Consider the following 11,007-nt stretch of genomic DNA (forward strand, 5'->3'; position numbering starts at 1 on the left):
TGCATGGCAGTCCTGAAGTACCTCACCGGCTACCCCGAACCCCTGGTCGCCCAGGTCAGCGAACTGCTGGCGCAGGGCAAGCTCGGCCCCTGGCTGCAGCAGCGCTATCCCGACCCGCACGAGGTGCGCAGCGACCGCCAGCTGTACGACTACACCCAGGCGCTGAAGGACCGTTACCTGCGCAAGTCGGTGCCGCTCAACAAGGTCTGCTACGACAACACGCTGGAAGTGATCAAGCACGCGCTGGGCACCCACACCGCCATCTCCCGCGTGCACGGTGGCCGCCTCAAGGCCAGCCGCGAGATCCGCATCGCTACCGTATTCCGGCAGGCACCCGCGGCGTTCCTGCGCGTGATCGTGGTGCATGAGCTGGCCCACCTGAAGGAAGCCGACCACAACAAGGCCTTCTACCAGTTGTGCCAACACATGGAACCGGATTACCTGCAGCTGGAGTTCGATACCCGTCTGTACCTGACCGAGCTGGCCAACCGCAGCCAGCGCTGACCGGCCGCAGCAGCTACACTGCGCGCCCCCTGCCCGACCTGCCCGCCATGGAACCGATCCGTCTCGACAAACGCCTGTCCGCCCTGCTCGGCATCCCCCGCGGCGAAGCGCGGCGCTATATCGAAGGCGGCTGGGTAACGGTCGACGGCGAAGTGGTGGAACAACCACAGCGCCCGGTTGATGAAGCCGCGCAGATCGTGGTCGCCGAGCAGGCCAGCGATGAAAAGGCCGAGCGGGTCAGCATGCTGCTGCACAAGCCGGCCGGCGTTGCTGCTGAGACCCTGTGTGCGCTGGTCAGCAGTGACAGCCGCAGCGAACTTGATGCCAGCGACATCCGTCCGTTGCAGCGCCATTTCCACGGCCTGCAGCTGGCCGCTGCACTTCCGGCCAGCGACAGCGGCCTGGTGGTGGTCAGCCAGGATCCGGCCACGCTGGCCCATCTACAGCGCAATCTGGGCCGCACCGAACAGGAATACCTGATCGAAGTGGCCGAAGGCGGCCCCGAGCGAGGACCGTGGCTGCTGGCGCGGCTGCAGCAGGAATCCGGCGGCGCCAAGGTCAGCTGGCAAAGCGAGCAGCGCCTGCGCTTTGCCGGCAAGGGGCTGACCGCCAAGGGGCTGCGCGTGGCGGTGACCGCCGCCGGGCTGCAGGTGCTGGCCGTGCGCCGACTGCGCATCGGCCGCGTGGCCTTGGGGCCGCTGCCGCCGGCGCAGTGGCGTTACCTGGGCAGCGACGAGCGGTTCTGAGGCCTGCGGGTCAGGGCCCTTTCCTGCGGAAACGGGTCCGCCCCCATCCTGACGCCCCAGGGTCGGATCCGTTGCCGAAGGCAAGCGCGCTGATGCCCTATCGATCCTGCAGGCATTCCTTCACGCAGGGCGTGGATCTACCATCGAGGCATGAGCCTGCCCATGCCCCTGTGGCGACGCCTGTTGCGCGTCGCTGCAATCATCCTCGCCGCGCTGTTGCTGCTGATCCTGTCCGGGCTGCTGCTGGCCGACCATCTCACGCCACAGGCACAGGGCGCGCCCTCGCATGTACTGCCATTGCAGCCGGCGCAGACCCGCATCGACCAGCAGATCGTGCCGCTGCAGGACGCGCATCCCGGGCAATCAGGCGTAGCGTTCCTCAGTGATGGCATGGATGCCTTCGCCGCGCGCGCGATGATCACCGCGCACGCTGGCCGCAGCCTGGACCTGCAGTACTACATCTGGCACGACGACCTGATCGGCCACCTGATGGCCAAGGCGCTGCATGACGCCGCCGAGCGCGGTGTGCGCGTGCGCATCCTGCTCGATGACATGAATGCCAAGGACAAGGACGCGCTGATGATGGCGCTGGACCGGCACCCCAACATTGAAATCCGCCTCTACAACCCGTTCCGCAACCGGACCGGCATCCTGCGCATGGTGGAGATGGTGCAACGCTTCTTCAGCGTGAACCACCGCATGCACAACAAGAGCTGGATCGCCGATGGCCGCGTCGCGATCGTCGGCGGCCGCAACATCGGCGAGGAGTACTTCAGCGCGCGCACCGATGTGAACTTCCAGGATCTGGACCTGCTGGTCGCCGGCCCTGCCGTGGAGCAGGCCAACCGGATCTTCGACGACTACTGGAACAGCGAGGCTGCCATTCCGGTATCCGCGCTTGCCTTCCATACCGATGCGCAGCTGCGCCTGCTGGTGCGCGAATCGGATCATGAGGCGCAGCGGGACGTGGCCCGGCCCTATCTCGCGCGCGTGGCCGAATCACGCCAGCGGCAGCGCCCGAGTCCCGAGCCATTGCACTGGAGCAGTGCAGTGCGCATCGTCTCGGACCCGCCGATGAAGCATCGCAGGGATGATCGCGCTGCCTGGCTGGTGTCGACCCTGATCAGCGAGCTGCAGGCCGCCCGGCACAAAACGTTGTTGATTTCGCCCTACTTCGTGCCAGGCGACGAAGGCCTGGATGGCTTTTCGGCCATGGCCGGGCGGGGCGTGCAGGTCGGCGTGGTGACCAACTCACTGGCTGCCAACGACGTCGCTGCCGTGCACGGCGGCTACATGAGCTACCGCGTGCCGTTGCTCGAAGCGGGCGTCCACCTGTACGAACTGAAGGCGCAGGGACAGTCCGGCGATGCCGGCATGTTCGGCAGCAGCGGCGCGAGCCTGCACACCAAGGCGTTCGTGGTCGACGACCGCCGCGGCTTCGTCGGCTCGTTCAACCTCGACCCGCGCTCGGCCTACCTCAACACCGAAATGGGCGTACTGTTCGACGACCCGGTGCTGGGGGCGCAGCTGCGCGATGAGTACCTGCGCCTGGCGGACCCCAGGCACAGCTGGTGGCTGGCGCTGGACGACCGAGGCCGGCTACGCTGGCTGGAGCGTGAACCGCCACCGCACTGGGTGGAGGCCGAACCCGGCGCGAGCCTGGGCAAGCGCTGGACCGCGCGGGCCATCAGCTGGCTGCCGGTCGAATCGCAGCTGTAGTACTCAGGCCGCCGGGCCGGCCTGGTCCTGTCCGGCCTCATCCAGCGTTTCCACGCTGCGCCCATGCAGGCGCCGCCAGATCCAGCGCAATGCATGCGGCGGCGCTGAAGGCAGCTGCTCCAGCAGCGCCAGCATGCGGCTCTGGCTGGCATGCCCATGGCGGCACAACAGGCTGGCCGCTGCGGCGGCGCTGGCCAGGCGCAGGCTGTCGGCCAGCGCCCCTTCTGCATCCACCGCCAGGGCCTGGTGAACCGGCTCAGGCAGCTCCCATGCGGCGGCGACCCGCTGCGCCAACGGCAACGACCACTGCTGCAACATCTGCAGGGCCAACGCCGGCTCCACGGCCTCGCCGCGGGCCTGCGCTTCCTGCAGCAGCTGGCGCATTACCAGTGACGCGCCCAGTCCCTGCACCAGGCCCAGCCACTGCGCGGCGAAAGCATCACCGAAGGTAACCGTGCGTGCGTGGTCTGCAGCCGCGCGCGAGGCCAGCAATGCGTGCTCCCAGATGATCGTGCTGAACTGCGGGAACACTTCGCACTGCACCTGCATCACCGGCTGCACCAGTACCGCGCTGATGATCTGCCGCACGCCTTCGGTACCCACCAGTGTCACCGCCCGCTGCAGGCTTTCGACCGGGCGCTCATGCACCTTGTAGGCCGGGCTGTTGGCGATGCGCAGCAGGTTGCCGGTCAGTACCGGGTCCTGACCGATGATCGCGGCCATCACCCGCGCTGAGGCGGCATCGTCGTTGACGGTCTGGATCAGCTGCGGCAGCAGTTGCGGCCGGCGGGGCAGCTGCCTGGCCGCCCAGTTGCGGTCCTGCAGCGCGCGCGCCACCGCCTCGCCCAGCCCTGCGGCCTGCACCGGCGTGGATTCACCGGCCAGACGCGGGTACAGGGCCAGCGCATGCAGGCCACGTTGCAGATGTGCAGCGATCTCGGCCGGGGGCAGCGCCTCGCCCTGCAGGCTCGCCGCTGCGGCGGCCACCGCCTGGCGGGACGCAGCAACCAGCCGCGACGGTGCCGCCCCGGTCGAACGCGCCAGCCAGCCGCGCAGCGATCGCCACCAGGCCGCTGTCATCGCCGCCCGCCCTGTCGTTGCAATGTCCTTGCCGTCACTGACCGCCCGCCTCTTCACGCCAATCCGGCCACCCGCCGTCGTCGCAGCATCGGCCGCACTTTCATCTTCTTTAACCGGAAGGCATGCGATGTCGACGGCACCGGCCAGGGGAATGGACTAGAATGGCGCCGCGCGACCCGTCCCCCAGCCATGACGACGTCGCTTTTTTTGTTTTGGGACCCTACCGTTCACTGGCCGTTCGCTGCAGTTCGCCGCTGATCGCGCCATCGGAGACGCCATGCTATTCGAAACCCTCGCCACCACCGGCCACGAACAAGTGGTGTTCTGCCACAACCACGATGCCGGCCTGCAGGCGATCATCGCCATCCACAACACCACCCTGGGCCCGGCCCTGGGTGGCGTGCGCATGCGTCCGTATGCCAGCACCGACGAGGCGCTGGCCGACGTGCTGCGGCTGAGCCGGACGATGACCTACAAGAATGCGCTGGCCGGCCTCAACGTCGGTGGTGGCAAGGCAGTGATCATCGGCGACCCGAAGGTGGACAAGACTGAAGTACTGTTCCGCGCCTTCGGCCGTTATGTCGACTCGCTGGGAGGGCGCTACATCACCGCCGAGGACGTCGGCACCGACGTCAACGACATGGAGAACATCTACCTGGAGAGCCAGTTCGTGACCGGCGTGCACCAGGTCCATGGCGGATCCGGCGATCCGGCCCCGTTCACCGCCTACGGTGCGCTGCAGGCGCTGATGGCGGCGATGCGCTTCAAGTTCGGCCATGAGGAAGTGGGCAAGACCAGCATCGCAGTGCAGGGCCTGGGCCACATCGGCATGGAGCTGGTCAAGCTGCTGCGCGATCGCGGCGCCAAACTGTATGTCACCGACCTGGACAGCGCGCTGGTTGATCGCGCGGTCAGCGATTTCGGCGCCGAAGCGGTCAAGCCCGACGAGATCCACGAAGTGAACGCCGATGTGTTCGCACCGTGCGCGCTGGAAGGCGCGATCAATGCCGACACCCTGCCGCGGATCAAGGCGAAGATCATCTGCGGTACCGCCAACAACCAGCTGTCGAGCCTGGAAATCGGCGATGAACTGCATGCGCGCGGCATCCTGTATGCACCTGACTACGCGGTCAACGCGGGCGGCGTGATGAACGTGTCGCTGGAGATCGATGGCTACAACCGCGAACGCGCGATGCGCCTGATCCGCAGCATCTACCACAACCTCACCCGCATCTTCGAACTGTCGCAACGCGAGAACATCGCGCCGCAGCGGGCAGCCGACCGCATCGCCGAAAGCCGTATCCTGTCGATCGGCAAGCTGAAGATGCCGCTGGGTCGCAGCACCCCGCGCCTGGGCAACCTGCGCGGCGGCTGAGCCTGCCGATGTCGCGCCGGGCCTTTCGACCCGGCGCGACCGCCCGTTCAGAACCCGGTGCTGTAGCGCAACGCCGCCTGGCGCGCGCCTTCGCCGCCGACGCGTTGGTCGAAGCCCAGGCTCAGGCGGCCGTTGCGGCCCCACCACGACTCCAGCGCCACGCCGAACAGCGCACTGCCGCGCGGCGCGTTCCAGCCCGCCAGTGGTGCCCATGCATCAACGCCGACGAAACTGGCCTGCCAGTCCGCATCGGCATCATCGAGCCGCTGCTGCCATTCGGCATGCCCGCGCAGGGTCCAGCGCCCCCAGCCACGTTCGCCGCGGATACCGGCCAGCATCTGGCTGCGCTGTACGCGGTTGGCATCGCCACGCAGGCCGAAGCCGAACCCGCCCAGTTCGTTGAAGGCATCGGTATCCACGCGCGTGCTGCTGGCGCCCACGTAGGGTGTGAACGACGCACCCGCGCGGCCGAAACGATAGCCGCCTTCGACACTGGCACTGCTGAAACGTCCGCCGTAACGTGCAGAGACACCGTAGGCGCCGGCGCCCAGCAGCAACTGGCGATCCAGCGCCCGGGTGAACTGGCCGCTGCCGACCTGCGCCAGCGCATAGCCCCGGCCCAGGTTCCAGCCGGCATACAGCTGCGCCTGCGCCTGGCGATCACGCCCACGATCACCACCGACGCTGCTGCCACCATTGCTGCGGGTTTCGCCAAAGGCCACGCCCATCAGCCCATTGCTGCCCAGTGGCAGGTCCTGGCCGGCCATCCAACCGCGGCTGTCGGCGGCATTGCCGGCGAAACTGCCCTGCCCGGCTTCGCCGAGCGCGCTCTGCCAGGCCCCGCGCAGGCGCGGCGCCGTCTGCACGCGATCAAAGCGCTCGGCGATCGCGCGGCGTGACATGTCGATGCTGTCGAAGGTGGCCGACTCGGCCCGCGCATGCGCCTGTCCGGACAGGCTCTGCAAACTGGCCTCGAGGCCTTTGCTGCCACCGCCGGTCCACTGCAGCGCACCGGCGGCCGTACCGAAGGCCGAGCCCTGCAGCGTCGTATCGCCATCAAGCGCGCTGAACGCACTGTCCACGCGTTGCGCAGCCGACTGCGCCGAGGCCGTGAGCCCGGTCGCGGCCGCCGTGACGCTGACCTGGGTCAGGTTCAACCAAGCGTTGTTGCTGTCATATCCATAGCTGCTCTGCAGCAGCGACAGGCCCTGCAGGCCGCTGGAGGTTGCCGGGCTGCTGAAGGTGCCGCTGAGGCCGGCGGCGGCGTGGATCAGGTCCTGGCGGCTGCCGTTCTGCGGCACATAGCCGGAGACGAAGCCGTGCACGCGCACGCCCCCGTTGATCGTGGCGTTGCCGGTGACCTGCAGCGCATTGGCACCGAGCGCGATCATCAGCTGCGCGCCGGCCTGCTGGGTGTAGTTGCCCTCGATGGTGCCGGTGGTGTTGCCGGTGGTCAGGAACACGCTGCTGCCGTTGACCACATTGCCGATCACGCGCGGCGTACCGCCATTGAACTGCAGGCCGGTCGAATCCGGATCGGGCTGCGCCAGGATCGTCACGTTGGAGCGGATCACGCTGCCGTTCTGCAGTGACAGGATGCCGCGCTCGATGCGGGTGGCGCCGCTGTAGCTGTTGTTGCCAGCCAGCACCAGGGTTCCCCCGCCCTGCTTGACCAGGCCACCGCTGCCGACGATGTCGTTGCTCCACAGCGAGCCACTCGATGGCGCATCGACATTGGCCACCACATCGCCCCAGTCGAAGCGCCCCGGCCCCTTGATCGCCCGCGAGATGTCGAGCAGGCCGTAGCCGAACACCGCATCCACGCCGGGCGCACCGATGTCCTTGGCGGTGCCCAGCAGGGTCTGCCGCACCAGGTTGTTGTCGAAGTACGGGTAGCGCTGCCAGACCAGGGCGGCGGCGCCGGAAATCAGCGGGGCGGCGAAGGACGTGCCGTAGTTCCAGTAATAGCTGCCGCCGTTGGCATCGGGATAGACCGCGCTGCCCGGCGCCGCCAGGCAGTAGCGCGCGGCTTGGCCGCAGGCATTGGCGTAGCTGGCCAGCGTGCCCGGTCCATACGGATCCACCGCAGTGGCCACCAGCCAGCCGCGCTCCAGATCGGCCGCGGGCAGCGAGCCGGCAACGCCCAGCTGGCTGGGCAGCGCGGCCAGGCTGCTCGGCTCGGGACGCGCATCGTTGCCAGCCGCGAACACCACCAGGCCGCCATGGTTGATGACGAACGGCCGGTACTCGGCCGCCACCTGCGCGGTGGTCGGCAGGTCGGTCCAGTACAGGCCGCCCCACGAATTGTTCATCACCTTCACGTTGTAGCTGATCAGGTCCTGGTGGACCTGCGCCACGCCCAGGGGGCCGCTGAAGGAATTGCCCTTGCCGCTGCCGTCATCGACGGGCGGCTTGTCGGCGATGATCCGCGCCGAAACGATCTGTGCGCCGGGGGCGATGCCGCCCGGCCAGGACCCCACCGAAGCGCCCGCGGCCAGGCTGGCCACCGCCGTGCCGTGGCCCACCACGTCGTCCACCTGCAGGTTGTTGCGGGCGGGGTCGATGTAATTGAGGTTGGCGACCACGCGCCCGTTCAGCGCCACTGCGTTGCGCTGCACGCCCGAATCGACGATGCCGATGCGCACCCCCTGCCCGGTCAGGCCGGCGGCCTGTGCGGCACGCGCATTGGTCACGGACAGGTGCGCGTCGAAGGCCGGCTCCTGCGGCTTGGCCGGAGGCGGTGTGGTCGGCGGGGGCGTGGTCGGGGGCGTCGGGGTGGTCGGGGGTGGATCGATGCGGACATTGCCGCCGCCTCCGCCGCCACCACATGCCGTCAATGCCATCGCCAGCGCCGACGCCAGCGCCGACCTCACCATCATCGTGCGTTCCATCGATTCCTTCCCATGAACGTTGGCCTGCCTACATCCCGGCAGGCGTGCGGTGCCGCCCAGCGGCGGCCCTCCCCGACCCTCTATACTTGGGTCGACCCCCACGCAGTCTGCCGGGAAATCGCGGCGCTTCCAACGTCCTCGGTCTCCTTTCCGAACATTGCTTACGCATCAACGAGATTGCCATGTCCAACATCGTCATCGCCGCCGCCAAGCGCACCGCCATCGGCTCCTTCCTCGGCCAGTTCAACGGCGTGCCGACCCCGACCCTCGGCGCGGCCGCCATCGCGGCCGCCCTGGAACAATCGGGCGTGCCGGCCAGCGACGTCTCTGAAGTCCTCATGGGCTGCGTGCTGCCGGCCAACCTCGGCCAGGCGCCCGCCCGCCAGGCGGCGATCGCCGCCGGCATTCCGCTGTCGACCGGTGCCACCACCCTCAACAAGGTGTGCGGCTCGGGCATGAAGACCATCATGCTCGGCCATGACCTGATCAAGGCCGGTTCGGCCAGCATCGTGGTCGCCGGTGGCATGGAATCGATGTCCAACGCCCCGCACCTGCTGCCCAACTCGCGCACGGGCAACCGCTTCGGCAACTTCCAGGCGATCGACCACATGGCCCACGACGGCCTGGTCAACGCCTACGACGGCAAGGCCATGGGCGAGTTCGCCGAATGCGCCGTGGACAAGTACCAGTTCAGCCGCGAGGAACAGGACGCCTACGCGATCGAATCGGTCAAGCGCGCACAGGCCGCACAGGCCAATGGGGCATTCGCCGATGAGATCGTCGCGGTGAAGGTGGCCACCCGCAAGGGTGAGGTCGAGGTCGCCACCGATGAGCAACCCGGCCGCTCCGACATCGCCAAGATCCCGACCCTGCGCCCGGCCTTCAAGAAGGACGGCAGCGTCACCGCCGCCAGCTCCTCCAGCATCTCCGACGGCGCCGCTGCGGTGGTCCTGCTGACCGAGGAAGACGCCAACGCACGTGGCATTACCCCGCTGGCGCGCATCGTCGGCCACGCCACCCATTCGCAGGAACCGGAGTGGTTCACCACCGCCCCGATCGGCGCGATCCGCACGCTGCTGGCCAAGACCGGATGGTCGCTGGACCAGATCGACCTGTTCGAAATCAATGAGGCCTTCGCCGTGGTGGCGATGGCACCGATGCGTGAACTGGGCATCCCGCACGACAAGCTCAACGTGAATGGCGGGGCCTGCGCACTGGGCCATCCCATCGGTGCCTCCGGTGCACGCCTGGTGGTGACCTTGGTCAACGCCCTGCGCACGCGCGGTGGCAAGCGCGGCATTGCCACCCTGTGCATCGGTGGTGGTGAAGCAACAGCCATCGCCATCGAATTGATTTAAAAAGATTTAACGACGATTTCGCAAAAATGAATGCGGGATCGCTTGACACCCAATCTTGGCTTGTCATCATGTTGTCGGCGCGCAGCATGCGCGTTGCCTAATTCTAACGACGAGGATTTACACAATGAGCATCAACAAGCTGCTGGTCGCGATGTCCCTGGCTCTGGCCCTGGCCGCCTGCTCGAAGCAGGAAGCTGCCCAGGACGCCGCTGCTTCGGCCAACGAAGCCGCCACCGAAGCCCAGGCTGCTGCCGACCAGGCCGCCGCTGCCGGCGCCCAGACCGCCGACGCTGCCCAGCAGGCTGCCAACACCGCCGCCACCGCTGCTGACGCTGCGACCGACGCTGCTGCCAACACCGCTGCTGCCGCGACCGACGCTGCTGCTGGCGAAGCCAAGGACGCTGCCAAGGCTGCCGAAGCTACCGCTGAGCAGGCCAAGGACGCTGCTGAAGAAGCCAAGAAGTAATAACTTCTTTCTTCAGGCTGTTCTGGAAAAGCCGCTGGTTCGCCAGCGGCTTTTTCTTTGGCCTGCTGCCTGCGCGCGCCTCGGATCGCGACCCCGTCTTCACAACGGCATGAATAGGCTGGCGTCCCCATCCATTGCAGTACCGGAGACCGCCATGAAGATTCGCCCGATGACCACCACGCTGCTGGCCGCCTCCCTGCTGCTGGCCCTGGCCGCCTGCAAGGGTCCGGAAGCCGAACAGGCCAAGCAGGACGCGCAGCAGGCCGCCGACAGCGCCGGCGCTGCCGCCCGTGACGCCGTGGACAGGGCCGCCGAAGCCACCCGCAACGCTGCCGACAAGACCGCAGCCGCTTCCGAGCAGGCCGCCGCCGATACCCAGCAGGCACTGGACAAGGCCGCAGACGCCACCGCAAACGCCGCAGACAAGGCCAAGGTTGCGGCCACCGACGCCGCTGCACATGCCAGCGACGCCACTGCGGACGCCGCACAGAAGGTTGCTGACAAGGCCCGTGATGTCGCCAATGACGCCAAGGCCAACGCCGCCAAGGAAGAAGCCAAGCACTAAGGCCTACCGGCAGCCGGGCATCGTCTCGGCGCTACAGGAAAAGCCGCGGCACTGCCGCGGCTTTTCTGCTTTTCGCTCTCTGCTCTTTCTGTTGATTCCGTGCTGGACGCGTACGGAAAGTGTCCAAGGACGCGCGGGTAGGTTGCGCAGGGGCGTAAGCGCCATGGATGGCGCGCCCGAGCCTTATCTGATGGAAATCTGTCAGCGTAGGTGTCGAGAGCCGGCGTGGGCCGCCGTACGAGCCTGGATCTCGACGATCGCCATGTAGCTTGGCGCCCACACCGGATTCTCCCTTGATCCGCC

General features: G+C 67.7%; 9 protein-coding genes. 7 read left to right on the forward strand and 2 right to left on the reverse strand.

What is annotated here, in order from left to right; all coding sequences use genetic code 11:
- The first annotated feature begins 3 nt into the window (after nt 1–3).
- The 3 genes from AC10QF_RS17920 to AC10QF_RS17930 all read left to right on the forward strand — a co-directional run bounded on the left by AC10QF_RS17920 (nt 4) and on the right by AC10QF_RS17930 (nt 2,969).
- A complete protein-coding gene (locus AC10QF_RS17920) occupies nt 4–504 on the forward strand; it encodes a M48 metallopeptidase family protein (RefSeq protein WP_494542615.1) in 501 nt (166 codons plus the stop codon).
- Nucleotides 505–551: 47 nt separating this feature from the next.
- Nucleotides 552–1,250, forward strand: coding sequence for an RNA pseudouridine synthase (locus tag AC10QF_RS17925; RefSeq protein WP_088496799.1), 699 nt, complete (start codon nt 552–554; stop codon nt 1,248–1,250).
- 162 nt (nt 1,251–1,412) lie between these two features.
- Nucleotides 1,413–2,969: a phospholipase D family protein gene (locus tag AC10QF_RS17930; protein WP_494542616.1), complete on the forward strand. Its 1,557-nt coding sequence runs from the start codon at nt 1,413–1,415 to the stop codon at nt 2,967–2,969.
- Nucleotides 2,970–2,972: 3 nt separating this feature from the next.
- On the opposite strand, the gene AC10QF_RS17935 is transcribed toward AC10QF_RS17930, so the two are convergent.
- Nucleotides 2,973–4,049: an HDOD domain-containing protein gene (locus AC10QF_RS17935; protein WP_494542619.1), complete on the reverse strand. Its 1,077-nt coding sequence runs from the start codon at nt 4,047–4,049 to the stop codon at nt 2,973–2,975.
- Nucleotides 4,050–4,326: 277 nt separating this feature from the next.
- Here AC10QF_RS17935 and AC10QF_RS17940 point away from each other — a divergent pair, with 277 nt between their 5' ends.
- On the forward strand, nt 4,327–5,424 hold the full coding sequence (locus AC10QF_RS17940; protein ID WP_004153019.1) for a Glu/Leu/Phe/Val dehydrogenase dimerization domain-containing protein: 1,098 nt from the start codon (nt 4,327–4,329) through the stop codon (nt 5,422–5,424).
- A gap of 47 nt (nt 5,425–5,471) precedes the next feature.
- Here the strand turns inward: AC10QF_RS17940 and AC10QF_RS17945 are convergent, their stop codons facing one another.
- Nucleotides 5,472–8,315, reverse strand: a complete 2,844-nt coding sequence (locus tag AC10QF_RS17945) for a S8 family serine peptidase (RefSeq protein ID WP_494542617.1) — start codon at nt 8,313–8,315, stop codon at nt 5,472–5,474.
- A gap of 182 nt (nt 8,316–8,497) precedes the next feature.
- On the opposite strand from AC10QF_RS17945, the gene AC10QF_RS17950 reads away from it, so the two are divergent.
- The 3 genes from AC10QF_RS17950 (at nt 8,498) to AC10QF_RS17960 (ending at nt 10,704) form a co-directional block, all read left to right on the forward strand.
- The gene (locus tag AC10QF_RS17950) at nt 8,498–9,673 is read left to right on the forward strand and encodes a thiolase family protein (RefSeq protein WP_049413060.1); all 1,176 of its coding nucleotides are present in this window, start codon (nt 8,498–8,500) and stop codon (nt 9,671–9,673) included.
- 124 nt (nt 9,674–9,797) lie between these two features.
- Entirely contained in the window at nt 9,798–10,139 is a 342-nt protein-coding gene (locus tag AC10QF_RS17955; protein WP_005418203.1) for a hypothetical protein, read from the forward strand.
- Between the two features lie 154 nt (nt 10,140–10,293).
- Nucleotides 10,294–10,704, forward strand: coding sequence for a hypothetical protein (locus AC10QF_RS17960; protein ID WP_494542618.1), 411 nt, complete (start codon nt 10,294–10,296; stop codon nt 10,702–10,704).
- Nucleotides 10,705–11,007 lie beyond the last annotated feature (303 nt).

Source organism: Stenotrophomonas maltophilia complex sp. Om-AH-Sm3 (assembly GCF_059337855.1).

Coding starts and splice junctions, on each gene's coding strand:
- AC10QF_RS17955 (WP_005418203.1), top strand. CDS start 9,798: ATGAGCATCAACAAGCTGCTGGTCGCGATGTCCCTGGCTCTGGCCCTG.
- AC10QF_RS17940 (WP_004153019.1), top strand. CDS start 4,327: ATGCTATTCGAAACCCTCGCCACCACCGGCCACGAACAAGTGGTGTTC.
- AC10QF_RS17920 (WP_494542615.1), top strand. CDS start 4: ATGGCAGTCCTGAAGTACCTCACCGGCTACCCCGAACCCCTGGTCGCC.
- AC10QF_RS17930 (WP_494542616.1), top strand. CDS start 1,413: ATGCCCCTGTGGCGACGCCTGTTGCGCGTCGCTGCAATCATCCTCGCC.
- AC10QF_RS17950 (WP_049413060.1), top strand. CDS start 8,498: ATGTCCAACATCGTCATCGCCGCCGCCAAGCGCACCGCCATCGGCTCC.
- AC10QF_RS17960 (WP_494542618.1), top strand. CDS start 10,294: ATGAAGATTCGCCCGATGACCACCACGCTGCTGGCCGCCTCCCTGCTG.
- AC10QF_RS17925 (WP_088496799.1), top strand. CDS start 552: ATGGAACCGATCCGTCTCGACAAACGCCTGTCCGCCCTGCTCGGCATC.
- AC10QF_RS17935 (WP_494542619.1), bottom strand. CDS start 4,049: ATGACAGCGGCCTGGTGGCGATCGCTGCGCGGCTGGCTGGCGCGTTCG.
- AC10QF_RS17945 (WP_494542617.1), bottom strand. CDS start 8,315: ATGGAACGCACGATGATGGTGAGGTCGGCGCTGGCGTCGGCGCTGGCG.